The sequence below is a fragment of the Shimia fortis genome (assembly GCF_040225985.1).
Taxonomy (GTDB): Bacteria; Pseudomonadota; Alphaproteobacteria; order Rhodobacterales; family Rhodobacteraceae; genus Shimia.
Genome location: NZ_JBBPEU010000008.1, coordinates 130303 through 155346 on the forward strand (window position 1 = coordinate 130303; position 25044 = coordinate 155346).

The following is a 25044-nucleotide window of genomic DNA, read 5'->3' on the forward strand; positions in this document are numbered from 1 at the left end:
ATTAGCGTCGCAGGAAAAGCGCATCACCGGTACGGGACCAAACGCATGACCAAACCCAACATCCTGATTTTCATGGTGGACCAGCTGAACGGAACGTTTTTCCCAGATGGCCCTGCCGAGTGGTTGCATGCACCCAATCTCAAGAAACTGGCCGCGCGCTCGACGCGGTTCCGCAACGCCTATACCGCCAGCCCGCTATGCGCGCCGGGGCGGGCCAGTTTCATGTCGGGACAATTGCCGAGCGCCACGCGCGTTTATGACAATGCGGCGGAATTTGCATCCAGCATCCCGACCTATGCGCACCATTTGCGCCGCGCGGGCTATCAGACCTGCCTGTCGGGCAAAATGCATTTTGTCGGTCCCGACCAGTTGCACGGGTTCGAAGAGCGTCTGACCACCGATATCTATCCGCCCGATTTCGGCTGGACGCCGGATTACCGCAAACCGGGTGAACGGATCGAATGGTGGTATCACAATATGGGGTCCGTCACGGGCGCGGGCGTGGCCGAGATCACCAATCAGATGGAGTATGATGACGAGGTCGCCTATCACGCCACGCGCAAGGTATATGATCTGGCGCGCGGGCACGACACACGGCCCTGGTGCCTGACCGTCAGCTTCACCCATCCGCATGACCCTTATGTGGCGCGCAAGAAATACTGGGATCTTTACGAGGACTGCGACCACCTTCTGCCCGAGGTGCCCGCCATTCCCTATGAACAACAGGACACCCATTCCAAACGTATCTTTGATGCGAATGACTGGCGGTCCTTCAATATCACCGAGGAAGACATCCGCCGGTCCCGCCGGGCCTATTTCGCAAATATTTCCTATTTGGACGACAAGATCGGAGAGGTGCTCGAGGCGCTGGACACCACCCGCCAAGAGGCCGTCATCCTGTTCGTGAGCGATCACGGCGACATGCTGGGCGAACGTGGTTTGTGGTTCAAAATGTCCTTTTACGAAGGGTCTGCGCGCGTGCCGATGATGATTGCCGCGCCGCAGATGACACCGGGTCTGGTCACCACACCAGTTAGCAATATCGACGTCTGCCCGACGCTTTGCGATCTGGCCGGGGTCAGCATGGACGAGGTCATGCCATGGACCACCGGAGAATCCCTCGTGCCGTTGGGGCAGGGTGGGGCGCGTACGTCACTCGTCGCCATGGAATACGCGGCCGAGGCGTCATATGCGCCGATGGTGTCGCTGCGATATGGCAAGTGGAAATACAATCGCTGCCTGCTGGACGAGGATCAGCTATTCGATCTTGATGCCGACCCGCACGAGTTGACCAATCTTGCAAATATGCCAGAGCATCAAGGCACGGTGCAAACCTTGCGCGCCAAATCCGAGGCGCGGTGGGATCTTGAAAAATTCGACGCAGACGTCCGTGAAAGCCAGGCGCGGCGCTGGGTGGTTTACGAGGCGCTGCGGCAGGGCGGCTATTTCCCTTGGGACTATCAACCGCTGCAAAAAGCCTCGGAACGGTACATGCGCAACCACATGGACCTGAACGTGGTTGAGGAAAACCAGAGGTTTCCGCGCGGCGAGTAGCTATCCGTCGTCAGAGAACACCGCCGTCACCCAGTCTTCGAACAGGGTTTTGGCGGTCGCGGTTTCGGGCTTGCCCGCGTGACCCAACAGGTAATGCGCCTGATTCAGCGGCACCGCTGGCCCCGCAATGCGCACGGGGTGTCCGTCTGCGGTGGCTTGTTGTGCAAAGCGTTCAAGAACCACAGCCACGCCGCCACCACCCGCCACGATCCCGAGAGCGGCAACGGTGGTATCCACCGCATAAGCCATAGGGGTCATGCCGAGGGTCAGCCCCTGCACATCAAGATAACGGCCCCACATGTCTTCGTAGCCGAGGATCTGGATCATCGGCCCTTGGCATAGTGTTTCAAGATCGAAAGGCCCGGACAGGCGGGACGAAACAATCGGCACAAGCCGTTCCTGCGAAATTTGCTTCGCGGTGATGCCCGGCCAATCCCCCCGGCCAAGGCGAATTTCAACATCCACATCTTCGCTTTCGACCGAGTCGGCCCAGATGTTCGACACCAGGCGTATCGAAATACCTGGGTTCTCTGCGACAAAACCGGGCAAGTGTTGCACAAGAAACAGCGCCGCGGTGGAAATCGGCGCCCGCACGGTCAGAACCTGTGATCCCGTGGCCCCGAACAGGCTGTTGGTGGCGCTGGCAATCTCGCCAAGGGTGCGCCGCAGGGTCATGGCATAGGCCTGTCCCATCTCGGTCAGGGTCAGATTGCGCGCATTGCGGATGAACAGCTTGCAGCGCAGATCCGCCTCAAGCGCCCGGATATGCAGGCTGACCGCTGTTTGCGTGATCCCGAGTTCTTGGGCCGCGGCGGTAAAGTTCAGGTGGCGCGCCGCCGCATCGAACGAACGCAACCAGACCGGATTGGGCAGTTTCTTCACAATATCACCAAAAAAATTTAGGTATCATGGTCAATATTGCTCGTTTTACTTTCGAATGCCAGCGCGGCCTAATCCCTGATCAGGAAGTGCCAAAATCAGGAGAACACAGGCATGAAAGTTGGGTTTATCGGTCTGGGCAATGTGGGGGGCAAACTCTCGGGGTCCTTGTTGCGAAACGGGGTCGATCTGACCGTGCATGATCTGAACGCGGATCTGGTTGCAGGTTTCGTGGCCAAGGGGGCCAAAGCGGCGGACGGCCCGGCCCAGTTGATGCGCGACTGCGACGCGGTGATCACCTGCCTGCCATCCCCCGCCGCATCGGATGCGGTGATGCAGGAGATGTTGCCAGAGGTGACCGACGGCAAGATCTGGATGGAGATGTCAACCACGGACGAGGCCGAGGTTAAACGCCTTGGCGGCATGGTAATCGCGCGGGGTGGCGCGGCGGTGGACTGCCCGGTGTCGGGCGGGTGCCACCGGGCCGATACCGGCAATATCTCGATTTTTGCGGGCTGTGACCGCGCCACGTTCGAACGCATCCTGCCGTTCCTGACCACCATGGGGCGCCGCATTCTGCATACCGGAGAACTGGGCAGCGCCTCGGTTTTGAAGGTATTGACCAACTACCTTGCCACCGCGAACCTGATCACCTGCTGCGAGGCGCTGGTTGTGGCCAAAGCGGCAGGTATGAACCTGAACACCGCTTACGAGGCGATGAAAATCAGCTCGGGCACCTCTTTCGTGCACGAGACCGAGAGCCAGGTCATCCTCAACGGGTCCCGAGACATTTCCTTTACCATGGACCTTGTCCTGAAGGATATCGGCCTGTTTCAGGAGGTTGCCGACCGTGCCGGCGTGCCGCTGGAAATGAACCCGCTGATGATCGAGATTTTCAAGGACGGGATCGCAAAATACGGCCCGCGCGAGTTGTCTCCGAACATCATCAAGCGGCTTGAGGAAAAGACCGGGCTTGATATCACAGCCCCCGGTTTTCCGCCCGAAATGACCGACGACGAGCCGGAAGAGCCGGGCTATGAGGTCATTCCGCAGGGTCTGTAAGACCCGAGTATACCTGCGCCAGAAGCCAGTCCTTAACCAGATCTACGCGCCCTGAGTGGCGCGGGCGACGCGGGTGCACAAGGTAATAACCCGTCCCCGTCACGCCCGTCACAGGGAAAGGTTCGCAAAGCCGCCCCTGCGCCAGATCAGTCGCGACAAGTGCGCGATCGGCCAGGGCAACTCCTTGGCCTGCGATGGCCGCATCAATCGCCAGAGCGGTCTGGTTGAAACTGATGCGGCGGATCGTACTGGCCGTATCCTTTGAGAAAAGGGTGTTGAGGAAAACTGTCCATTGCCCGTGCCCGTCAAGTAGCACCGTGTGGTGCCGAAGGTCTTGCGGCGTTCGCAACGGCGTGTCCCCGTTGGGCAGATCGGGGTGGCACACGGCGATCAGGTCAGGTGGAAATAGGATTTCTGCAACCAGACCCGGACCGAAAGGCGGCTGGCCCTGTCGGATGGCGATATCCACCCCGTCGCTCTGAAAATTCGCGAGCCCGAAAGAGGCATCCAGCCGCACTCGGAGATTCGGATAGTCCCTCGAAAACGCCCCCAGACGCGCCACGAGCCATTTGGTTGCCACGGACGGGGTGGTTGAAATCGTGACCACCTGTTCCTGCGGTCGCAGTTCTGAGGTGGCGTCCGCGATCATGTCAAAGCTCTGTCCGACCGGCGTGTGGTAGCGCCGTCCTTCGTCCGTCAGTGTCAACCCGCGCGGCAATCGGTCAAACAGCTTGACCCCCAGCTGCGCCTCAAGTCCGCGCACCTGTTGGGCCACGGCCCCTTGGGTCACTCCAAGCTCTTCCGCGGCAAGGCGAAAGTTTAGGTGACGGCCTGCGCTCTCAAAGGCACGTAGGGCGTTCAGAGGGGGAAGTTTACGCATCATCGGGTTTTCAAAGAGTGTAGAATTTCTACTGAATTAAGGCAGAAATGATGATTGGTCAAATCCCCAGACGGCCGCCAATTTAGGGTCAGGAAGAAGCAGAAAGGAAACAGCCATGACCGAGACCAAGGTAGCCATCATCACCGCAGGCGGCAGCGGTATGGGCGCCGATTCCGCCCGTCGGTTGGCGGCAGACGGGGTTCAGGTCGCGATCCTGTCCTCTTCTGGAAAAGGCGCGGCGCTTGCCGAAGAACTGGGCGGGATCGGGATTACCGGCACAAACCAGTCAAACGCGGATCTTCAAAGACTTGTTGATGCCACGATGAACAGATGGGGGCGTGTAGATATCCTCGTCAACTCGGCCGGACATGGTCCACGCGCCCCGGTGCTGGAATTGACCGACGAGGATTGGCACGTGGGTATGGATGTGTATTTCCTGAATGCGGTGCGCCCGACGCGGATCGTGGCCCCGATCATGGTTGCGCAGAAATCCGGTGTCATTATCAACATTTCGACCTTTGCCGCCTTTGAACCCGATCCCGTGTTCCCGACCTCGGGCGTGATGCGGGCCGGTCTTGCGGCCTATACCAAGCTGTTTTCGGACAAGTACGCTGCCGATAACGTGCGGATGAACAATGTCCTGCCCGGATTTATCGACAGTTTGCCTGAAAACCCCGACTGGAAGGCGCGAATCCCGATGGAACGCTATGGGCGGTCCTATGACGAGATCGCCGCGACGGTCGCGTTTCTGGCGTCGGATGGTGCCGGTTATATCACCGGCCAAAACATTCGCGTCGACGGGGGCATTACACGCTCGGTCTGACTGCAAACATGGCTACAGTTCAGACCGTGTCGGGGTCAGTCCGCAAACGCCACGGCAAGGTCTTCAGGAAGGTCAAATTCCGCAAGCACACGCGCGCGGGCCTCTGCCGACATTTTGCGTGCGGTTTTGCGCACGATATCGGCAACCTTTTCGGGCGTATGCTTGGCGGCAAAGGGGGCAAAGTACCATGTCAGGAAGGTGAAGCAGATCACATCCTCAAGCGCCTGTACCTGATCGTCCCGCTTGATCCCCTGTTTGCGCAACATGCGCCCCGCCTGTGCGATGGCGTCGGAGTCGTACCCGGCGGCCTGCATGATCTCGCCCAGTCGCGTGGCGTGGTGATCGGCCAGATCCTTGCGCCAAGTCAGGTACCCGATGCGGCCCTCGGGGTAATCCTTGCGGTTCAAAACCCAGCGTTCGATATGCTGCGCCCGCGCTGTCAGGCAAAGCACCTCGGACGCTTCTGGAAACAGGCGGTCGCATTGCGCGCTCATGCGCTGACCATAAAGCAGCGCCTCGGGCTGGCCTTCGTCGATGCGGGGATCGGCACTGTTGGCCACGTCAATCGCCGCAATTGCGGCCTTCAATCGGTCGCCCATGGTCGGTCTCGCTTCCTGTTCGCAGTCGGTCACGGAACCACAGCCTCGGGCCTGCGCTCAAGGGTGGCAAGCCGCCACGCCCGAGTTTTCCCGTTTCTGCGACGACTCGTCCGACCTGCAGGTCGGCGATTTGCCTAATTCTTGCGCTTCATCGCATCCAAAAGCGCCGCGCCCAATGCACCGTTGTCGCTCTTGCCTTGCGCGCGTGGGGACGGTTTGCTGCGTTTTGAGGGGGTGTTCTTGCCCGCATTGCGATGTTCGGGCTTGCTTCCGCCGCGCGCCGTGCCGCCGCCATCCTTGCGCATGCTGAGACCAATCCGCTTGCGCGGAATGTCCACCTCGGTCACGCGCACTTTGACCACATCGCCGGCCTTGACCACGTCATGCGGGTCGCTGACGAACCGGTCGGCAAGCTGGCTGATATGAACCAGCCCGTCCTGATGCACGCCGATATCCACAAAGGCGCCAAACGCCGCCACGTTGGTGACAGTGCCTTCCAGCATCATGCCGGGTTTCAGATCGGACAGCGTCTCGACCCCATCGGTGAAGGTTGCGGTCTTGAAAGACGGGCGCGGGTCGCGACCGGGTTTTTCCAACTCGCTCAGAATGTCCCGCACGGTTGGCAGGCCAAAGCGGTCATCGACGAAATCCTCGGCGCGCAGCCCTTTCAGCGCGCCTGCATCGCCCATGATCTGGCGCAGGTCGCGCCCGCAGCTTTGCACGATCCGCCGCGCCACGTCATAGGCCTCGGGGTGGACGGCCGAGGCATCCAGCGGCTCGTCTCCTTCGCGGATGCGCAGGAAACCCGCGCATTGTTCAAACGCCTTGGGCCCAAGCCCCGACACCTTGAGCAACGCCTTGCGTGATCCGAAGGCGCCGTGAATGTCGCGATGGGTCACAATGGACTGCGCAAGCGACGGTCCCAACCCCGCCACATGCGCCAGAAGCGGCGCTGATGCGGTGTTCAGATCGACACCGACGGCGTTCACGGCGTCCTCGACCACCGCCTCAAGGGTCTGGGACAGCCGCCGTTGATCAACGTCGTGCTGGTATTGGCCGACACCGATGGACTTGGGTTCGATCTTGACCAGTTCGGCCAACGGGTCTTGCAGACGGCGCGCAATCGACACCGCGCCCCGCAGCGACACGTCAAGATCGGGGAATTCGGACGCCGCCAGTTCCGACGCGGAATAGACCGACGCGCCGGCCTCGGACACCACCACCTTGGTAGGGCGTTTCATTCCGGCGGGCAGGAGTTTCAACAGGTCGCCAACCAGACGTTCGGTTTCGCGGCTGGCGGTGCCGTTGCCGATGGCGATCAGGTCGACCTCGTGTTTCTTCATCAATGCCATCAGAGTGGCCTCGGCCCCGCGGATGTCGTTCTTGGGCTGGAACGGATAGATCGTGGCCGTATCCACCAGTTTTCCCGTGCCATCCACCACAGCGACCTTGACCCCAGTCCGGATGCCCGGGTCCAGACCTATCGTGGCCCGCGCGCCTGCGGGGGCTGCCAGAAGCAGGTCTTTGAGATTTCGGGCAAACACCGTGATCGCCTCTTCATGGGCGCGGCGGCGTAGCTCTGTCATGAGATCAAGATACATCGACAGGCTGAGTTTCACGCGCCAGGTCCAGCCCGCAGCCTGACGCAGCCACGAATCGCCCGGGCCATCGCCACGGATGCCGATCTCGGCGCCGATCATCTCGACCGCGCGGGTCACGCCGTCTTCGTCTGGCGCGATTTCGATCGATACGATCTCTTCTTTCGAGGCCCGCAGGATCGCCAGTGCGCGGTGCGACGGGATCGTTGCCCATTTCTCGCGGTGATCGAAATAGTCCGAGAACTTGGCCCCGACCTTTTCCTTGTCGGGCAGGACACGGGCCGCGATATAGGCCTCTTTCTGCATGAAGGCGCGCAGCTGGCCCAGCAACTGGGCGTTCTCGCTCAGCGTTTCGACAAGGATATCGCGAGCACCGGTCAGCGCGTCTTTTGCGGTTGGGACGGCCTCGGTCACATAAGGTTCGGCAAGGGTTTCTGGTGCGCTCTGGCGATTGTCCAGAATGGCCTGCAACAGTGGTTCAAGCCCGTTTTCCCGCGCGATCATTGCCTTGGTGCGGCGCTTGGGCTTGAAGGGCAGATAGATATCTTCGAGCGCCGATTTGGTTTCGGCCCCGGCAATGGCGCGGGCCAATTCATCGGTCATCTTGTCCTGATCGCGGATCGACTGGGCGATGGTCTCGCGGCGCGCTTCCAGTTCGCGCAGATAGGACAGGCGATCGGCCAGCGTGCGCAGTTGGGAATCGTCCAGACCACCGGTGACCTCTTTGCGATAGCGCGCCACGAAAGGCACCGTTGCGCCCTCGTCCAGAAGGGTGACCGCCGCGGTAACCTGTGTCGGGGCGGCGGAAATCTCGGTGGCAATCGTGCGGGCAATGCGGGCGGCGGTGTCGGTCAAGGCGCGGTCCTCTGGTTGGCTCGGACGACCTTGATAGCGACCGCCGCGCAAGAGGTGAAGAGGCAGAATGCACTCCCCGTTTTACGGACCGGCCTGTCGGTAAGTGGCCGCGCGCAGAGTAGGGGCGCAAAGGCCCCTGACGCCAAGTCACGGTTGTTCGAATGGGGCAAAACGGGTTGGCTTTGAAGGCAAGAGGATGCATTTGAGGGGCTGACGGGCGGATAGTATCGCAGGCATCCCGCGCCGCCAAAAGGAACGGAACACATGACCGCAGGGCCGATAAACAGACAACAGATCCGTTTTGCCGCGCCCGACGGCTATATGCTCGAAGGTGAGCTGTTCCTAAGTGCCGCGCCAAAGATCGCTATTCTCGTGTCTGCCGGAACAGGGTTTCCCCACCGGGTCTATGCCCGCTTCGCCGAATGGGCCGCCGCGCAGGGGGCCGTTGTCCTGACATACGACTATCGCGGGATCGGCGGATCGCGGCAGGGACCGCTGAAAGGGTCCGAGATCGAGTATTGGGACTGGGGGCGGCTTGACATGACCGCCGCGCTGGACCGGCTGGAAGAGGCTGCGCCGGACCTGCCCCTGACGCATGTCGCGCACAGCGTGGGCGGGCATTACCTCGGGCTGATGCCCAACCATGACAAGATTGCACGCCATGCCTTTGTTGCCGTGGGCAGCGGGTATTGGGGGGCGCATCCGATGCGGCGCTGGCCGCTGGAATGGTATTTCTGGTACGGGATGGGCGCGTTTTCTCTGGCGCGCTGGGGCTATATCCCGACCGCGCTGGGCTGGACAGGCGAACCCCTGCCGCCGCGCGTGTTCCAAAGCTGGCGGCGCTGGGCGTTTCGCAAGGACTATCTGCTTGGGGATCTCGACACGTTGCTTGCCCCGCAACACTATGAAGCGGTCACGGCACCAATCCGGTCCTGGTTGTTCACCGATGATGGCATTGCCACGCCAGGCGCGGCCAGCCTGTTTCCAAAGCTCTATCCGAATGCCCCCTATATGCAGGTTTTGCGCGCCCCGGACGAGGCAGGCGTGCCGCGCATCGGCCATGAAGGCGCGTTCCGAAAAGGACGCGAGGCCCTCTGGCAGGAATGGTGGGCGTGGTTGTCCGAGGCTGCATGACGTCCAACCGGGCAAAACGGTCGCACGTCAGCTGGCCAGATCCTGCGTGTCGTCGCGTTGATCAAAAAGTGTTTGCGTCTGCGGCGACACGGGCGCGGTGATGATGCCGACAAAGGCGTCTTCCACATTGCCCGGGGCCCATTGTTCCTGCCAATACGGGTCCGAGTTGTCGCCATCTTGCAGGGCCTGTTCGCGGGCTGAACCTGTGATCAGCAGGAACTTCATGCCAAGCCGGATACGGTGATCGAGCAGGTCTTCTGGCATCTCAGGGGCCATTCGGCGCAGGTGATCCAAACACCGGTTCAGGCCGGGGCTGTTGTCCATGGCTTCCATCAGCATGTCGCGGTGGCTCATTACCGCCATTTGCAAGAAGCGCAGCGAATGACGGTTCTCTTGTTGGTCCACTGCCGCGGTCAGGCTTGGGCTGACCAGCACATCCGCCACGTCGCGGATCGAACGCGGCCCGCCCGTTGCCTCGATCCGGTCGAGGCGTGCGCTGTGGTCATCATCCAGAATCTTGCCGACATCCATCATGATTTCGCGGATCAAGTCATCCCGAGACGAGAAATGGTAATTGATGGACCCGGCATTGCGCTGACCGGCAGCCTTGTTAATGTCCCGGACAGACACCGCTTCGAGCCCCTTTTCAGCAAAAAGCTTCATCGCGGCGGTCTTGATTTTGCGGCGGGTCATTTCGCCTTTCGTGAGGGGGCTGTCCTGGTTCTGCAAGCTGAAACCCTGTTGTTTGTTTCGGGATATCATGAAACCTAGAACAACCCGTTCTCAAAAAGAAGAAAATCCGCCCCCCATTGGAAGAAAATCCTGAACTGTGTGGCTCAGCAGAGATGTTTGGCGGGGAAACGGGATTTATCCCTTGCATGGGCGTGTTTGGGCCGGATACTTCCCTGCGAGATGCTGATGTTGAAACGTCTTCTGACTTCTGTCCTGCTGTGCGGGGGGGCTCTGGCCGCAACGGGGGCGGCGGCGGACCGTTTGACCGTGTTCGCGGCTGCCAGCCTCAAAGAGGCGCTGGAAGATGTCGCGGGTCTCTACGAGGCAGCGACAGGGAACGAAGTCGTCCTGTCCTTTGCGGGGTCGTCGATACTCGCCCGTCAAATTGCCTTTGGCGCCCCGGCGGATGTGTTCATCTCGGCAAACGAGGCTTGGATGGACGATCTTGAAACGAGGGGGCTGATCGCTCCCGACACCCGCCTGCGTCTTTTGGCCAACCGTCTGGTCATGGTTGCGCCGCAAGGGACGCCAGCTTTCGAGCTTTCGCCCCAAACCGATCTGACTGCGATGCTGGGCGAGGGGCGTTTGGCGATGGCATTGGTTCAGGCGGTGCCGGCCGGAATTTATGGTAAGGCTGCTCTGGACCATTTTGGTCTCTGGCAGGGGGTCGCAGCACGGGTCGCACAAACCGACAATGTGCGCGCGGCGCTGGCCCTTGTTGCGCGGGGCGAGGCGCCCCTGGGTATTGTCTATGCCTCGGATGTTGGGGTGTCGGATGATGTGTCCGTCGTGGCGCGCTTTCCCGAGAACAGCCATCCTGCGATCCTGTATCCGGCTGCCGCCATCAAAGGCAGCAACACCGGGGCTGCAGGTGCCTTTCTGACCTATCTGCAAGGCGATGCTGCTCAAGCCGTTTTCAAGGGCTACGGGTTCGCGATCCCAGAAGGGAAAACCGATGGGTGACTGGCTGGGCCCCGAAGAATGGCAGGCGGTGGCCCTGTCCCTGAAGGTCGCGTTTTGGGCGACCTTGGGCGCGTTGCCGTTGGGGCTGCTTACGGCCTTTGCATTGGCGCGCTGGCAGTTTCCCGGAAAGCAACTGCTGAACGGGTTGGTGCATCTGCCCCTGATCCTGCCGCCGGTCGTGACAGGATACCTTTTGCTGATGGGTTTCGGGACACGTGGGATCTTGGGCGGCTGGCTGGAACAGATCGGGATCGTCTTTGCCTTTCGCTGGACCGGGGCGGCGCTGGCGGCGGGGATCATGGCCTTTCCCCTGATGGTACGGGCGATGCGCCTCTCGATCGAGGCCGTGGACCCGCGCCTGGAACAGGCGGCGGCCACGCTTGGCGCGTCGCGGGTCTGGGTGTTTGCCACCGTGACCTTGCCGATGATCCTGCCGGGCATCCTTGCGGGTACGGTGTTGGCCTTTGCCAAGGCAATGGGAGAATTCGGCGCGACGATCACCTTCGTGTCAAACATCCCCGGCCAAACCCAGACCCTGCCATCCGCGATCTATGCCTTCCTGCAAATTCCGGGGGGCGAGGCTTCGGCGATGCGCCTTGTGATGGTGTCGATTGCCATCGCGATGCTGGCCCTTTTGCTGTCCGAGGTTCTGGCGCAACGTCTGGCCAAAAGGGTGAGCGGCGCATGACATTGTCCGTGCAGATCAACCACCCCCTTGACCGGTTTCGGCTGAACGTGGCTTTTGACGCCCCTGCGGGCCTGACGGCTCTGTTCGGGCATTCGGGATCGGGCAAAACCAGCGTTGTAAATGCGGTGGCGGGGCTGATGCGGCCCGAGCAGGGGCGGATCACACTCCGGGACAAGGTGTTGTTCGACAGCGCCTCTGGCCTGTGCCAGCCGCCCCACAAGCGCCGCGTCGGCTATATCTTTCAGGATGCGCGCCTGTTTCCCCATCTGAACGTGCGCCAGAACCTCGTTTACGGGCGCTGGTTTTCGGCACGTGGGGCCGACGAGGCGCATTTTGACCGTGTGGTCGACATGCTGGGGCTTGGTGATCTTCTGGACCGGCGCACTCCGAACCTTTCGGGGGGCGAAAAGCAAAGGGTGGCTATTGGCCGGGCGCTTTTGGCCAGGCCGCGCCTGATCTTGGCCGACGAACCTCTTGCCGCGCTGGATGAGGCGCGAAAATCCGAAATCATGCCTTATTTCGAAAGGTTGCGCGACGAAGCTGAGGTGCCGATCCTCTATGTCAGCCACGCGATGTCCGAAGTCGCCCGTCTTGCCACCACGGTTGTTGCGCTGGAAAACGGGAAGGTGCGCCATCAGGGGCCAGCGACCACGCTGTTCAGCGATCCGGCCTTCCGGCCCGCCGGTGTGCGCTGGGTTGGCGCGCTGCTTGAGGCGCGGATTGCACGGCATCATGACGACGGGCTGAGCGAGCTGGAGGCGGGCGGCGAGGCGCTGTTTCTGCCGCGTGTCCGCCAGGAGGTTGGCACCCAGGTGCGTGTCAGGATTGCCGCACAGGATGTGATCCTTGCGCGCGACTATCCCGCGGGTCTTTCTGCGCTGAACATCATGGCGGGCGAGATCGCAAGCCTGCAGGCTGGCGACGGACCCGGCGCCATTGCGTCGGTTCGGACCAAGGCGGGGCTGATCCTTGCCCGCATCACACGGCGGTCGGTCGACGCGATGGGGCTGCGGGAAGGCACGCCCTGTCACGTGGTGGTCAAAACGGTGTCTATAGCGCGCGACGATATTGGCGCAAACAGCGCGTAACCCGGGCAACCCGCTCACCGTGCCCGCAGAACAGCGCCCTTAGCCGTCACGATCAGTCAAAATGCCCATCTTTTTCAATTCCGGGATTGAAAGCTTCATTTTCTGAAGTATGTAGGGCGCAAGACTCAAAATTTAAAACGAGACTTCAAAAATGTCTTCCGAGTTCGAATTCATGGACGACAGTTATCCGCCCGAGTTGCGGGCGATGATGGGCGTCTACGTCATGTTCTGGAAGCTGGACGAGTTTTTCCAGACAGTCACCACCGATCCGCCGCTAGGTAAACAGGAACGACACCTTCTTGTGCGGTTGGACCAACCCAAACGCATGGGGGTGCTTGCGGCCCAGATGGCGGCCTTGCCGTCGACCGTCACCGCAGCGGCGATGGCGCTTGAGGCGCACGATCTGGTGCTGCGCGAACGTGATCCAAAGGACCGGCGCGCGTGGCGGGTGCAACTGACCGAGCGTGGGGAAAAACTGCGGAACAAGCTGATCGCCGAGGCCGCCAGCGCCTTTTCCACATTGTCGGGTCTGACCCGGCCTGAAATCGACCGCCTTGCCGATATTACGACAAAGGCGGGTGTCAACATCCTGAAACAGGGCATACCAGAGGGGATGAAACGTGAAAATTGTTAATGTAGTTGGGGTAATCCTCGCCATATGCGCTGCGCCGGTCTTTGCGTCGGACGCATTGAAACCGGTCAAGCTGATGACCGTCTCGTCCGAGCCTGTCATCCTTGAACGCCAGTTCATCGGTCGTGTCGCGGCCCGGCAATCTGTGGATCTGGCCTTTCAGGTCGGCGGGCAGATCATCGAGTTTCCGGTGATCGAGGGCAACATGGTTGCCGAGGGCGACATGATCGCAAAGCTGGATCAGGAACAGTTCGAAATCCAGCTGGAACAGGCGTTGCTGCAACAGGAACAGGCCGAACGGACGCTGGACCGCATGTCGAAACTTCTTGGCAACACGGTCAGCGAGGCGTCGGTGGATGACGCCGAAACGCAGGTTGGCCTGACCGGGGCTGCGGTGCGCAGTGCGGAATGGTCGCTGGAACACGCCACGCTGCTGGCGCCGTTTGACGGTCTGATCTCAAGCCGCAATGTCGAGACCTTCTCGACCGTGGCTGCCGGAACGCCGGTGGTGCGTATCCATGACATGTCGGAGCTGCGGATCGAGGTCGATGTGCCCGAAATCCTGTTCCAGCGGTCCGCCGAGAACCGCGAGAACAGTGTGATGGCGCGGTTCCCGATCTCGGACGAGGAATATCCCCTGATGATCCGCGAATTTGACGCCGAGACCTCGACCGTCGGTCAGACATTCCGCGCCTCTTTCGGGATGGAGCCGCCCGAGGGGTTGATGGTGCTGCCGGGCTCGTCGGCGACGGTCATCGTGCGGGCGACCTTGCCGCATACCGGCATGGTCGTGCCGACCACGGCACTGGTGATGAGCGATCAGGGTGATCCGGGTGTCATGCGGTTTGATGCGACCAACGCAACCGACGGCATGGTGGTCTGGACGCCGGTTCAGATCGAACCCACCCAAACCGGGGATGCGCGCATCACCGAGGGGCTGGAAGATGGCGATGAAATCGTGATGGCGGGCGGCGGCGCCCTTGAAAACGGCCAGATGGCGCGCCGTTTCGCCGGTTTCGGAAACTAGGGGGCAGGCCATGAACATCGCCCGCAATTCTATCGAAAAGCCGTTATATACGTGGCTGATCATCTTCGTGTTCCTGTTCGGCGGGATCTGGGGGTTCTTTTCCCTCGGTCGGCTGGAAGACCCCGCGTTCACGATCAAACAGGCCGTGATCATCACCTCTTATCCCGGTGCAACCGCCGAACAGGTGGCGACCGAAGTCTCGGAACCGCTCGAGTCCGCGATCCAGAAGATGGGCGAGGTGGACTATATCACCTCGACCAACCGCCCCGGCGTCAGCCGGATCGATGTGCATATCCAGTCGACCTATGACGGCGCGGAACTGGGCGCGATCTGGACCGATCTCAGGGCACGCATACGCGATGCCGCGCGCGCGCTGCCGCAGGGGGTGGGGCAACCGTATGTCAACGACACGTTCGGCGATGTATTCGGCATCTTTTTCGCGGTTACGGCAGATGGCTATTCCGATGCGGAAAAGCACGAATTGGCCACCTTCCTGCGGCGTGAATTGCTGACCGTTGACGGGGTGGCGGATGTCGAGGTCGGCGGGCTTCCCGAAGAGGCAATCTTTGTCGAACCCGACATGACCCTGTCAGTCAATACCGGCATTCCGATCGAGGCCATCGTCAACGCAATTGCGACGGCAGATTCGGTTGCGGATGCCGGCGCCGTGGACAACGGTGTTGCCAAGACACGCATCCTCACGCCGGATGGGTCGGATACTGTCGATGCTATCGCGGGCCTGTCCGTGGGCGTTGGGGGGGCGGTGCTGAACCTGTTCGACATTGCCGACGTGTCGCGTGGCCGCGTGGATGACCCCGGCCTGATCGTGCGCTTCAACGGGACCGAGGCATTCACCCTCGGGGTGGCGGGCCTGCCTGACGAAAACATCGTTGAAGTCGGCAAACGCGTGGATGCCAAGCTGGCCGAACTTGACGCCGATATCCCCTATGGGGTCGAACTGCTGCCGATCTATCAACAGCATGTCGTGGTCGAAAAGGCCTCGAATGATTTCCTTGTGAACCTTGCCATGTCGGTCGCCATCGTGGTGATCGTGCTGGCCGTGTTCATGGGCTGGCGCGCGGCGGTGGTAGTGGGCACGACGCTGCTGCTGACCGTGGTTGGCACGCTTTTGTTCATGAACCTCTGGTCCATCGAGATGGAGCGGATTTCGCTTGGGGCGCTGATCATCGCCATGGGGATGCTGGTGGACAACGCCATTGTTGTCGCCGAGGGGATGCAGATTGCCATGCTGCATGGGCGGAACTCGCGCGAAGCGGCGGATGACGCTGCCTCAAAAACCCAGATTCCGCTCTTGGGGGCCACGGTGATCGGCATCATGGCCTTCGCCGGGATCGGCCTGTCGCCGGACGCCACAGGGGAGTTCCTGTTCTCGCTCTTTGCCGTGATCGCGATCTCGCTGCTACTCAGCTGGTTGCTGGCGCTGACGGTGACGCCGCTGTTGGGGCACTACCTGTTCAAACAGGGCAAGGCGGGCGACGATGATGCCTATGGTGGGCTGTTCTTCCGGCTTTATGGCAACAGTCTGCGTCTGGCGCTTAAAATGCGTTGGCTTGTCATTGCGGGGCTGGTGGCGGTCACCGCGCTGTGCTTTGTCGGGTTTTCGCAGGTCAAACAGCAGTTTTTCCCTGACTCGAACACGCCGCTGTTCTTTGTGCACTACAAGCTGCCGCAAGGGACGTCGATTGCCACGACCTCGGCGCATATGGCCGAGATGGAAGACTGGCTGGCCGCCCGTGACGAGGTGGTCTCGGTGGCAACCTTCGTCGGGCAGGGGGCCACGCGGTTCATGCTCACCTATGAATCCCAGCCCGAGAATCCCAGTTACGGACACCTGATCATTCGGACGCATGCCCTCGACGAGATCCCCAAGTTGCAACAGGATCTCGAAGAGTTCGGAAACAGCCATTTCCCCGAGGGCGAATTCCGCACCAAGCGGCTTGTCTTCGGCCCCGGGGGCGGCGACCCGATTCAGGTGCGCCTGTCGGGCAGCGACCCGGTTGTCCTGCGTGAACTGGCCACCGAGGCCGCGGCCCGGATGCAAGAGGCGTCGGACAACTTGCGGGGCATTCGCACAGACTGGCGTGAACAAGAGGTGATGATCCGCCCGATCTATGCCACTGAACGCGCCCAGAATGCAGGCGTGAACCGCGATGATATCGCCGACATGCTGTTGTTCTCGACCGACGGGTTTACCGGCGGCGTGTTCCGCGAACGGGACCGTCTCATTCCCATCATCGTGCGCCGCTCGGAAGACTCGGGGTACAACCTGATGGATCAGGTGGTCTATTCCGCGAACTCTCGGCAGGCCGTGCCGATTGAACAGATGGTGGACGGGTTCGAATACGAGGTTCAGAACACGCTGGTCCAACGCCGCGATCGCGTTCTGACCATCACCGTGGGGGGCGACATTCCGACCGGCATGACCGCCGCCGCCGTGCAGGCCGAGGTTCAGGCCGCAGTCGAGGCCATGGACCTGCCGCCCGGCTATCACATGGAATGGGGGGGAGAGCTGGAAAGCTCGGCCGAGGCGCAGGCCGCGCTTGGGGCGCAGCTCCCGGTCAGTGCGTTGATCATGGTGCTGATCTCGATCCTGCTGTTCAATGCGATCCGTCAGCCGATCATCATCTGGCTTTTGGTGCCGATGTCGGTCAACGGGGTGGTGATCGGGCTGTTGGGCACCGGTCTGCCCTTCAGCTTTACTGCACTTCTGGGTTTGCTCAGCCTCTCTGGGATGCTGATCAAGAACGGGATCGTTCTGGTGGAAGAGATCGACCACGTGCGGGAAAGCGGGCTGCCGCTGCGCGAAAGCATCGTCAAGGCCAGCGTGTCGCGCCTGCGCCCCGTGATGCTGGCGGCGGTGACCACCATTCTGGGCATGGCGCCGCTGTTGGGGGATGCGTTCTTCGTGTCCATGTCGGTGACGATTATGGGAGGGCTGGCTTTTGCCACGGTCCTGACCCTGATCGCCGCGCCCGTGTTCTATCTCGTCTTCTTCCGAGGTGACGAGAAACGGGAACTAGCTGCGCTTGAGGCCGACAGCGTGCCAGCCTGATCAAAGCCCGCTCCGGTCCTTTTCAGGCCGGGGCGGGCCGAGCACACCGTCAGAGCGCCATGCGTCTTTGGCGGGCACCGCCGCGACGGCGGGGTTTCGGCAGTCTGAGATCCAGCGGCACCAAAGGCCGTCGCAGGGATTGCCGGATCAGGTCGCAAAACACTGCGACCGCCGGATCGGTTTCGATGAAATCCATCGCCACAAGATAGGCCTTGACCGCCTCGGCCTCGTAGCTGCTCTGGCCCGGCAGCCAGCCCAGCCACTGGATATAGCCCATCCGGCCCAGTTCCTCGGCCCGTTCGGGTGTTTCTATGTCGACCTGCAATTGGGTCAGTGTTCTTGCAATCAGCATAGCGCCCTCCGCGCATGAGGCAGGGGCAGGAAAAGGCGATCAGAAACGGGAACCCCGGTGATGCGCGCCTCTCCGGGGCACCCCGCCCGGGTTACGTTCATATGCGATGGCAGGTCTCCTGACTTGCGGGTCAAAGCTTGCCGTCCCTTCCCGGCCCTGGGGCCAGTGGTCTTGACGGGGCGCTCACCGCTTACAGTTGCGGGGGCAGTCGCGGCCTTGGATCATGTGATCCGCACCGTGTTCCCAATTATGCCGGAGTTTTTGACGTTCCGGCACCATCGGACACAGGATAGGCGTGTCCGGCGCGCTGTGGCAACAACAATTCGTGGCGACCCTCTGCCACAGGGGGCGGGTTTCGCGGCCCGTCACGCCACACCTGCCCCTTGCCCTCGCTCTGCCGGAAATGACACAGTGGATATGGTGAGCGAACAAGGATGGCGCATTCATGGGGAAACTGCTGGGATCTGTACGGCTGCGCCTGCTTTTGCTGGCTCTGCTGCCGCTGATCGTGCTGATGCCCCTGCTGCTGTTGACGGCGATGACGCGCTGGACCTCGGATTACGACAAGGTTCTGATTGCCAACGTGGAAAGCGACCTGCGCATTGCCGAACAGTATCTGGGTCAGATCATCCTCGCGACGGGCACGAATGTGCGCAGCGTCGCCGAATCCCGCACCTTTGAGACCGTGATCCAGACCGACGGCACGGCTTTCGACCAGTATCTCGCCCAGCGGCAATGGGATCTGCGGCTGGATTTTCTGTATTTCATGCCGCTAGACGAGGCGGTCGAGGCGGGTGAGGATTGGCCCGTGATCGCCCGTGCAGCGCGGGGGGAGCTGGCCACGGATATCGATATTTTTTCGGCCCCCGACCTGTGGCAGATCTCGTCCGATCTTGAGGAACGCGCGCGTCTGCCGCTGATCGACACCGAAGCCGCCGTGCCCACCACCCGCCAGTTCGAGGATCGCGGAATGGTCGTACACACCGCCAGCCCGGTGCGCATCGAGGGGCATCAAGGTGTGTTGGTGGGGGGGATGCTTCTGAACCGCAATCTTCAGTTCATCGACACGATCAACGCCCTTGTCTATCGCGACGACGGCACCGGCGAGGCGCGTCAGGGCACGGCGACCCTGTTTCTGGACGATGTGCGGGTCTCGACAAATGTCCGCCTGTTTGAGGATGTCCGGGCCCTGGGCACGCGGGTTTCGGCGGTAGTGCGGTCCAAGGTGCTGGGCCAGGGGCAGACCTGGCTGAACCGCGCCTTCGTGGTGAATGATTGGTATATCTCGGGCTATCTACCTCTGACCGACAGTTTCGGGGAGCGGGTCGGAATGCTGTATGTCGGGTTCCTCGAAGCCCCCTTTGCCGCCGCGAAACGCGCGGCTTATTGGACGATCCTCGGGGCGTTTATCGCGGTTCTGACCCTGTCTGTGCCGGTCTTTCTGTTACTGGCCAAGGGCATCTTTTCGCCGCTTGAACGCATGACCCAGACCATGAAAAAGGTCGAGGGGGGTGATCTCAATGCGCGCATCGGTGATGTGGGATCACGGGACGAAATCGGGCAGGTTGCGGGACATCTCGACACCCTTCTGGACCAGATACAGGAACGCGACCGTGCGCTCCGGTCCTGGGCGGACGAGTTGAACGATCGCGTCGAACGCCGCACCGCCGAATTGCGCGCAGCCAACAAGAAACTGGAAGAGACGTTCAAACAACTTGTCATGTCCGAAAAGTTGGCCTCGATTGGCGAAATCACCGCGGGCGTCGCGCATGAGATCAACAACCCGGTCGCCGTCATTCAGGGCAATGTAGACGTGATCCGCCAGACGCTCACCCCCGAGGCCACCGGTGACGTCGAAACCGAGCTGGACCTGATCGACCGGCAGGTGCAGCGGATCGAGGCCATTGTGGGCAAGCTGTTGCAATTCGCCCGTCCGACCGAGTTCGGAACCCACGAAGAAAGTGTCGATCTTGCCCCGCTGGTCGAGGATTGTCTCGTTTTGGTGGATCACGTGATTTCCAAGCAGGCGATCAAGGTCGATATGCAGTTGCAGGATGCACCGTTTGTCTGCGTGACGCCGGGCGAAATGCAGCAGGTCATCATCAACCTTGTGATCAACGCCGCGCAGGCGATGGAGGGGCAGGGGCGGCTGGTTTTGACGCTGGACACGGAAACCCGCGACGGGACCATCGGCGCGCGGCTGCGGGTGGCGGACAGTGGACCAGGTATCCCCGAGGACGTCATGCGGTCTGTATTTGATCCGTTCTACACGACCAAGCTTGGCGAAGGTACGGGGCTGGGGCTGTCGATCAGCCAGACCCTGATCCAGCGTGCGGGTGGTCTGATTTCGGTCGAGAACCGCGCCTCAGGTGGCGCGGAGTTCACGGTCTGGCTGCCCGCGTGTTCCGACAGTCTGTGAGACCAGAAAAGTCCGGGGCTCAGACGCCCCAGCTTGCGCATTTGCGGTCAATGGTTTTGCGCGACACGCCCAGACGGCGCGCGGCCTCGGCGCGGTTGCCGTCGCAGGCGTCCAGCACGTGCATGATATGGCGCTGCGTGACCAGATCCAGCGTTTCAATGGCGCGTGTGCCGCTGACCGGTCCACTGCCGCTGAATTCGTCGGGAAAGGCCCCCAGAATGACCGAGCGCTCGATCAGATTGCGCAATTCACGCACGTTGCCGGGCCAGTCATAACGGCTGAACTTGAGCAGGGTCTCTTCGTTCAAGTCCAGAGGCGGCATCCCGAGAGAGGTCGCGAACTGCTCCATGAACATTGCGGCCAGCTCGACAATATCCTCGGCCCGGTCGCGCAGGTTCGGCATCGCGATCTGCACGACGTTGATCCGGTGATAGAGGTCTGCGCGGAAGGTGCCCGCCTGAACCGCCTGTTCAAGGTTGGCGTTGGTGGCAAACAGGAACCGCAGGTTCAGAGGGATTTCGCGCTCGGCCCCGACCGGGCGAATGCGTTTTTCCTCAAGCACGCGCAATAGTGCCGCCTGCACCTGATCCGGCATCTGTGCGACTTCGTCCAGAAATAGCGTGCCCCCGTCCGCATGCAGGAACAACCCGTCCTTGCGGTTGTTGTGCGCATCAATCAAGCCAAACAGTTCCTGCCCCACGCGGTCTGGTGCGATGGCGGCGCAATTGACGGCCACAAAGGGTTTCTCGGCCCGGTCCGACAGGGAATGCAGGGTACGTGCGGCAATTTCCTTGCCCGTGCCGCTGGCACCTGTGAACAGAACCGGCGTTGGCAGGGGCGCCAGCCGGTGCAGCATCTCGCGGGTTCCCTCGATCGCCAGCGATTTCCCTAACAGACGCCCGCGCGCCACGCTTTCCGACGACAGTTCGTGTTTCAGAAGATAGTTCTCGCGCCGCAGGTATTTCCGGTCCAGCGCGCGGGCCACCGCGTTCAGGATCTGGTTCGCACGAAAGGGTTTCAGCACGAAATCCGCCACGCCTGCCCGCAGCGCGGTGATCGCGGTCTCAAGATCGGCATATGCGGTGATCAGGATTGTATCGGCAAAGAACCCGACCCGGCCTTGTTCGCGCAGCCATTCAAGGCCGGTGCGGTTCGGCATGATATTGTCGAGGATCACCAGATCGAAATGCGCCTTGTCCAGAATGCGCGAGGCTTCGTCGGGCGATGCGGCCTGCTCCACTCGCTTGCAGCGCGGCGTCAGGATTTTGGTAAGAAAATTACGCATGCCGGGTTCGTCGTCGATCACGAGGATCGACGCACCAGCAAGGTTTTCTCCATAGTCGTCTTTGGGGGCAGGGGCTGCGATCACTGCGTGAGCCCCAGCCGCACGGCCTCTCCGGTAAAGCGTTCCGAGGCGGCAAAGCCGACCTCATCCAGAATCATATCCGCCCCTATGGCGATCACGATGATGGCGGCAAATCCTGCCAGCATGGCTTGCATGTTTCAGTTCTCCGAACTTGTGGCGCGTTTGAGGAAGGCGATCAGGTCCGCGCGGTCCTGTGCGCCGGTGATGCGTTGCTGCGGCATTTTCGAGCCGGGGATATAGTGATCCGGCCCGAGGTCGAACAGCAAGTCAATGGTATCATCCGACCAGACAATGTCCGATCCGGTCAGTGTGGCGGAATAGCGGTATCCGTCAAGCGTGCCCGCGGCGCGTCCGAACACGCCAAACAGTGTCGGACCCGCCTTGCGTGACGGCGGCGGGGTCAGAGCGTGGCAGACGGCACATTTGCGCATGAACTGCCGTTCACCGTTGGGCATGGTGTCGGCATCCCGCAGAAAGGCGCGCTCGCCGCTGATGGCGGGATCAAATTCGCTGAGCAATGCCACCGGCCAGCGATAGGCCACGTCATCCAGCCCCCCGGCATAGATCATCGTGCCATCCGGCGAATAGGCCAGAGCCCAGACCGGTCCCTTACGGGTGGCCCGGAAATCGCGGGCGATCCGCCAGTCCTGCGTATCGATCACCATGATATAGCCGTGCCCGTCCCCCGCTGCGATCTGGTGGGTGCCGGCGTGATGGCTCATCGACAGGATCGGGCGACGGTCCAGCGTGAAATCGGCAATCGCGCTGCCGTCAACGGGGGATACCACGCGGGTCACGCCGTCTACCGCGCCATAGGCGATCCAGTCCGCTGTCGCGATGATCCGGTTGATCCCGAACCCGTGCGACACCAACGGACGCATGGCATGAGGCGGTGCCGTGTCATAGGCAACAAGCCGTCCCGTCATGGTGGCCGCAAAAAGTGTCTTGCCATCCGGCGCATAGGCGACCGCATTCACGCCGCCATGATGCGCAGACAGGAACACTGGCGCCTGTCCTTCCTGCCACAACCCGATGGTGCCGTCCCAACTGGCCGTGGCGGTTTGCTGCCCGTCGGGGGAAATGGCGATATCGCTGACCTTGCCTTTGTGACGTCCCAGTTCCGTGGCGCCGGAAAGATCCCAGCGCAACACCGCATAGTCATCTCCGGCCGAGATCAACGTTCCGTCCGGTGCAAAGGCGAGGGCCGTGACCGCAGCGTCATGGGCCTCGCGCCAGTGCGGGGTCGTACCGGTCCACCAGCCGACGGAATTGTCAAAACTGGCCGTGGCCACCTGTCCTGCGTCTGAAACGGCAATGTCCATGATCGGGCCGCCATGACCTTTGAGCGTGGCAAATTCGTCTTGCTGGGCGGGTGCATGACCCGCCCAGAGGCTCACCGCAAAGCTGAGGAGGAAACGGTGAGGCATCAGGCGCCTATTCAGCCGGGGCGGCGCCTTCGGGCTCGGCCTTGGCCTTGCCCTTTTCTTCTTCCAGCATCTCGTCCAGCCAGATCGAATGGTGCTGGTGGGCCCAGGCCTCGTCGACCTCGCCCGATCCCATCGCGTCATAGGCGCCTTCCATCCCGACCGAGCCGATATAGATATGCGCAAGGATGATCGCCATCAGGACAAAGGCCACAATCGCGTGCCAAAGCTGGGCGTATTGCATCTCTTCCTGCGGCGACATGGTTTCCGGCAAAACCCCGAAGCCGAACAGTTCGGGCAGGCCGGTCCAATTCAGCATTGCGAAGGTCTTGGCAAAAAGCGGCATTTCGAACGGGAACAGCAGCGACAGCCCCGACACCGCAATGGATGTGCCCAGCACGATCACCGACCAGAAGATCAGTTTTTGACCGGCGTTGAATTTCTTGGCGGGCGGGTGGGCTTTGCCGACGATGCCACCGAACTGACGGATCCAGACCAGATCGGTGCGGTTCGGAATGTTGTGCACAACCCACATCACGAACACCATGACCAGCCCGACAATAAAGGCCCAGGCCACGTTGTTGTGAATCCATTTCGACCAGATCAACAGCGTGGCGTTGAATTCCTTGCCCAGATAGGGCGCGATGAAGGTCCGCCCGAACAATACGGCCAGCCCGGTGATCCCCAGAAGGATGAAAGACCCTGCCAGCAGCCAATGCCCAAAGCGTTCCACCGACTTGAACCGGGTCACGGTCCGGCCCGTCATCGGTTCGTCAATCTTGATGCGCCCCCGCAACAGGAAGAACAGGGCAAGCGCGCCAATAGTGCCCAGCAGCAGCCAACCGCCATAGGTGCGCAGCGGACCGTCACGATAGGCCTGCCACCACATGCCGCCGTCTTGCATCAGAACATCCGTGGCCTGACCTCGGGCGGAGACGGTGGTGTCGGCCGAGCCGTAACGCAGCGCACGCCAGAGTTCGGGGTCCGAGACGCCACCAAGCGTGCCCAGCTGTTCGCTGATGCCCTTGGCGTTCTCGTCGCTGCCGACGGCATCGCGGCGAAAGCTGTCGTCGATCTTCTGGCCCGCCTGACGAGCCATGATGTCTTCAAGTGTCTGCGCGCCACCCGTGGCGCTGCGATCGGATTCCTGCGCGAGTGCCGGGATGGCAACCATCAGCGACAGGACAAGTGCGAGTGCCATGCGAAGCATCGGCCACCCTCCTTGAATAAGAATGCATAAAAGTGCGAAAGCGGGCGGCCCGCACCGGGGCCGCCCTGTCCGTGCAGACGGGGTTAGCCGCCTTTCTGTTCGTAGGCTGTACCCCAGCCCCAAGCCCCCGAGCCAAAGCCACGGGCTACGACGCGTTCACGGTAGATCGCCGACACGACGTCGCCGTCACCGGCGAGCAGTGCCTTGGTCGAACACATCTCGGCACAGATCGGCAGTTTGCCCTCTGCAATACGGTTGCGGCCGTATTTCGAGAATTCCGCATTCGAGTGGTTCTCTTCGGGGCCACCGGCGCAGAAGGTACATTTGTCCATCTTGCCACGGCTTCCGAAGTTGCCAGCCTGCGGATATTGCGGCGCGCCGAACGGGCACGCGTAGAAGCAATAGCCACAACCGATGCACAGATCCTTCGAGTGCAGGACGACGCCTTCTTCGTTTTGATAGAAGCAATCGACCGGGCACACCGCCATACAGGGCGCGTCGGAACAATGCATACAGGCCACCGAGATCGAGCGTTCGCCGGGCTTGCCATCATTGATGGTCACAACACGGCGACGGTTGATGCCCCAGGGCACCTCGTGCTCGTTCTTGCAGGCTGTGACGCAGGCGTTGCACTCGATGCAGCGCTCGGCGTCGCAGAGAAACTTTGCTCTTGCTGCCATTTTCTCT

Annotated in this window: 22 protein-coding genes and 1 riboswitch; of the genes, 11 read left to right on the forward strand and 11 right to left on the reverse strand. The window is 61.5% G+C overall.

Annotation, left to right across the window (positions count from 1 at the left end):
• Positions 1–45: 45 nt before the first annotated feature.
• Entirely contained in the window at positions 46–1554 is a 1509-nt protein-coding gene (gene betC / locus WNE31_RS13235) for a choline-sulfatase (protein ID WP_349980286.1), read from the forward strand.
• On the opposite strand, the gene WNE31_RS13240 is transcribed toward betC, so the two are convergent.
• Positions 1555–2436, reverse strand: coding sequence for a LysR family transcriptional regulator (locus tag WNE31_RS13240; protein ID WP_349980288.1), 882 nt, complete (start codon positions 2434–2436; stop codon positions 1555–1557).
• Between the two features lie 78 nt (positions 2437–2514).
• On the opposite strand from WNE31_RS13240, the gene WNE31_RS13245 reads away from it, so the two are divergent.
• Positions 2515–3495: an NAD(P)-dependent oxidoreductase gene (locus WNE31_RS13245; protein ID WP_349980358.1), complete on the forward strand. Its 981-nt coding sequence runs from the start codon at positions 2515–2517 to the stop codon at positions 3493–3495.
• Here the strand turns inward: WNE31_RS13245 and WNE31_RS13250 are convergent.
• A complete protein-coding gene (locus WNE31_RS13250) occupies positions 3476–4375 on the reverse strand; it encodes a LysR substrate-binding domain-containing protein (protein ID WP_349980289.1) in 900 nt (299 codons plus the stop codon). The two genes, WNE31_RS13245 and WNE31_RS13250, sit on opposite strands and share 20 nt — an antisense overlap.
• A gap of 115 nt (positions 4376–4490) precedes the next feature.
• Here WNE31_RS13250 and WNE31_RS13255 point away from each other — a divergent pair, with 115 nt between their 5' ends.
• Complete coding sequence (locus WNE31_RS13255; RefSeq protein ID WP_349980290.1) at positions 4491–5198, forward strand: SDR family oxidoreductase; 708 nt, start codon at positions 4491–4493, stop codon at positions 5196–5198.
• A 35-nt stretch (positions 5199–5233) separates the two neighbouring features.
• Here WNE31_RS13255 and WNE31_RS13260 read toward each other — a convergent pair whose 3' ends face one another.
• Positions 5234–5797: a DUF4202 domain-containing protein gene (locus WNE31_RS13260; protein ID WP_349980291.1), complete on the reverse strand. Its 564-nt coding sequence runs from the start codon at positions 5795–5797 to the stop codon at positions 5234–5236.
• A gap of 134 nt (positions 5798–5931) precedes the next feature.
• Entirely contained in the window at positions 5932–8250 is a 2319-nt protein-coding gene (locus tag WNE31_RS13265) for a Tex family protein (protein WP_349980293.1), read from the reverse strand.
• Between the two features lie 264 nt (positions 8251–8514).
• Between WNE31_RS13265 and WNE31_RS13270 the strand changes: the two genes are divergently transcribed.
• Complete coding sequence (locus WNE31_RS13270; protein ID WP_349980295.1) at positions 8515–9384, forward strand: alpha/beta hydrolase family protein; 870 nt, start codon at positions 8515–8517, stop codon at positions 9382–9384.
• A 27-nt stretch (positions 9385–9411) separates the two neighbouring features.
• On the opposite strand, the gene WNE31_RS13275 is transcribed toward WNE31_RS13270, so the two are convergent.
• Positions 9412–10077, reverse strand: a complete 666-nt coding sequence (locus WNE31_RS13275; RefSeq protein WP_349980297.1) for a TetR/AcrR family transcriptional regulator — start codon at positions 10075–10077, stop codon at positions 9412–9414.
• A 225-nt stretch (positions 10078–10302) separates the two neighbouring features.
• Here WNE31_RS13275 and modA point away from each other — a divergent pair, with 225 nt between their 5' ends.
• The 6 genes from modA (at position 10303) to WNE31_RS13305 (ending at position 17586) form a co-directional block, all read left to right on the forward strand.
• On the forward strand, positions 10303–11079 hold the full coding sequence (modA, locus tag WNE31_RS13280) for a molybdate ABC transporter substrate-binding protein (protein WP_349980298.1): 777 nt from the start codon (positions 10303–10305) through the stop codon (positions 11077–11079).
• A complete protein-coding gene (gene modB / locus WNE31_RS13285; protein WP_349980301.1) occupies positions 11072–11767 on the forward strand; it encodes a molybdate ABC transporter permease subunit in 696 nt (231 codons plus the stop codon). The genes modA and modB overlap by 8 nt, the downstream gene beginning before the upstream one ends.
• On the forward strand, positions 11764–12855 hold the full coding sequence (gene modC / locus WNE31_RS13290) for a molybdenum ABC transporter ATP-binding protein (protein WP_349980304.1): 1092 nt from the start codon (positions 11764–11766) through the stop codon (positions 12853–12855). The genes modB and modC overlap by 4 nt, the downstream gene beginning before the upstream one ends.
• A 151-nt stretch (positions 12856–13006) precedes the next feature.
• A complete protein-coding gene (locus WNE31_RS13295) occupies positions 13007–13489 on the forward strand; it encodes a MarR family winged helix-turn-helix transcriptional regulator (protein ID WP_349980306.1) in 483 nt (160 codons plus the stop codon).
• Positions 13476–14513 carry an efflux RND transporter periplasmic adaptor subunit gene (locus tag WNE31_RS13300; RefSeq protein WP_349980308.1) on the forward strand — a complete coding sequence of 346 codons (1038 nt, stop codon included), beginning with the start codon at positions 13476–13478 and terminating at the stop codon, positions 14511–14513. The genes WNE31_RS13295 and WNE31_RS13300 overlap by 14 nt, the downstream gene beginning before the upstream one ends.
• Positions 14514–14523: 10 nt before the next feature.
• Complete coding sequence (locus WNE31_RS13305) at positions 14524–17586, forward strand: efflux RND transporter permease subunit (protein WP_349980309.1); 3063 nt, start codon at positions 14524–14526, stop codon at positions 17584–17586.
• A 49-nt stretch (positions 17587–17635) separates the two neighbouring features.
• On the opposite strand, the gene WNE31_RS13310 is transcribed toward WNE31_RS13305, so the two are convergent.
• The gene (locus WNE31_RS13310; protein ID WP_349980310.1) at positions 17636–17938 is read right to left on the reverse strand and encodes a hypothetical protein; all 303 of its coding nucleotides are present in this window, start codon (positions 17936–17938) and stop codon (positions 17636–17638) included.
• Positions 17939–18029: 91 nt separating this feature from the next.
• Positions 18030–18233: riboswitch (cobalamin riboswitch) on the reverse strand.
• A gap of 150 nt (positions 18234–18383) precedes the next feature.
• Between WNE31_RS13310 and WNE31_RS13315 the strand changes: the two genes are divergently transcribed.
• Positions 18384–20357 carry a sensor histidine kinase gene (locus tag WNE31_RS13315; protein ID WP_349980311.1) on the forward strand — a complete coding sequence of 658 codons (1974 nt, stop codon included), beginning with the start codon at positions 18384–18386 and terminating at the stop codon, positions 20355–20357.
• 19 nt (positions 20358–20376) lie between these two features.
• Here WNE31_RS13315 and WNE31_RS13320 read toward each other — a convergent pair whose 3' ends face one another.
• From WNE31_RS13320 to fdh3B, 5 genes are all read right to left on the reverse strand, one after another.
• A complete protein-coding gene (locus WNE31_RS13320; RefSeq protein ID WP_349980312.1) occupies positions 20377–21726 on the reverse strand; it encodes a sigma-54-dependent transcriptional regulator in 1350 nt (449 codons plus the stop codon).
• Positions 21723–21857 carry a hypothetical protein gene (locus WNE31_RS13325; protein WP_349980313.1) on the reverse strand — a complete coding sequence of 45 codons (135 nt, stop codon included), beginning with the start codon at positions 21855–21857 and terminating at the stop codon, positions 21723–21725. Before WNE31_RS13325 ends, WNE31_RS13320 begins: the two co-directional genes overlap by 4 nt.
• A 3-nt stretch (positions 21858–21860) precedes the next feature.
• The gene (locus tag WNE31_RS13330; protein ID WP_349980314.1) at positions 21861–23150 is read right to left on the reverse strand and encodes a c-type cytochrome; all 1290 of its coding nucleotides are present in this window, start codon (positions 23148–23150) and stop codon (positions 21861–21863) included.
• 7 nt (positions 23151–23157) lie between these two features.
• Positions 23158–24357, reverse strand: a complete 1200-nt coding sequence (locus WNE31_RS13335) for a formate dehydrogenase subunit gamma (protein ID WP_349980315.1) — start codon at positions 24355–24357, stop codon at positions 23158–23160.
• 83 nt (positions 24358–24440) lie between these two features.
• A complete protein-coding gene (gene fdh3B / locus WNE31_RS13340; protein ID WP_349980316.1) occupies positions 24441–25037 on the reverse strand; it encodes a formate dehydrogenase FDH3 subunit beta in 597 nt (198 codons plus the stop codon).
• Between the last annotated feature and the right edge of the window lie 7 nt (positions 25038–25044).

What these genes read in the sequence shown, in the direction of transcription:
- WNE31_RS13310 (WP_349980310.1), bottom strand. Translation starts at nt 17,938, where the DNA reads ATGCTGATTGCAAGAACACTGACCCAATTGCAGGTCGACATAGAAACA.
- modB (WP_349980301.1), top strand. Translation starts at nt 11,072, where the DNA reads ATGGGTGACTGGCTGGGCCCCGAAGAATGGCAGGCGGTGGCCCTGTCC.
- modA (WP_349980298.1), top strand. Translation starts at nt 10,303, where the DNA reads ATGTTGAAACGTCTTCTGACTTCTGTCCTGCTGTGCGGGGGGGCTCTG.
- WNE31_RS13295 (WP_349980306.1), top strand. Translation starts at nt 13,007, where the DNA reads ATGTCTTCCGAGTTCGAATTCATGGACGACAGTTATCCGCCCGAGTTG.
- betC (WP_349980286.1), top strand. Translation starts at nt 46, where the DNA reads ATGACCAAACCCAACATCCTGATTTTCATGGTGGACCAGCTGAACGGA.
- WNE31_RS13255 (WP_349980290.1), top strand. Translation starts at nt 4,491, where the DNA reads ATGACCGAGACCAAGGTAGCCATCATCACCGCAGGCGGCAGCGGTATG.
- WNE31_RS13325 (WP_349980313.1), bottom strand. Translation starts at nt 21,857, where the DNA reads ATGCAAGCCATGCTGGCAGGATTTGCCGCCATCATCGTGATCGCCATA.
- WNE31_RS13330 (WP_349980314.1), bottom strand. Translation starts at nt 23,150, where the DNA reads ATGCCTCACCGTTTCCTCCTCAGCTTTGCGGTGAGCCTCTGGGCGGGT.
- WNE31_RS13305 (WP_349980309.1), top strand. Translation starts at nt 14,524, where the DNA reads ATGAACATCGCCCGCAATTCTATCGAAAAGCCGTTATATACGTGGCTG.
- WNE31_RS13335 (WP_349980315.1), bottom strand. Translation starts at nt 24,357, where the DNA reads ATGCTTCGCATGGCACTCGCACTTGTCCTGTCGCTGATGGTTGCCATC.
- fdh3B (WP_349980316.1), bottom strand. Translation starts at nt 25,037, where the DNA reads ATGGCAGCAAGAGCAAAGTTTCTCTGCGACGCCGAGCGCTGCATCGAG.
- WNE31_RS13270 (WP_349980295.1), top strand. Translation starts at nt 8,515, where the DNA reads ATGACCGCAGGGCCGATAAACAGACAACAGATCCGTTTTGCCGCGCCC.
- WNE31_RS13315 (WP_349980311.1), top strand. Translation starts at nt 18,384, where the DNA reads ATGGGGAAACTGCTGGGATCTGTACGGCTGCGCCTGCTTTTGCTGGCT.
- WNE31_RS13250 (WP_349980289.1), bottom strand. Translation starts at nt 4,375, where the DNA reads ATGCGTAAACTTCCCCCTCTGAACGCCCTACGTGCCTTTGAGAGCGCA.
- modC (WP_349980304.1), top strand. Translation starts at nt 11,764, where the DNA reads ATGACATTGTCCGTGCAGATCAACCACCCCCTTGACCGGTTTCGGCTG.
- WNE31_RS13260 (WP_349980291.1), bottom strand. Translation starts at nt 5,797, where the DNA reads ATGGGCGACCGATTGAAGGCCGCAATTGCGGCGATTGACGTGGCCAAC.
- WNE31_RS13275 (WP_349980297.1), bottom strand. Translation starts at nt 10,077, where the DNA reads ATGACCCGCCGCAAAATCAAGACCGCCGCGATGAAGCTTTTTGCTGAA.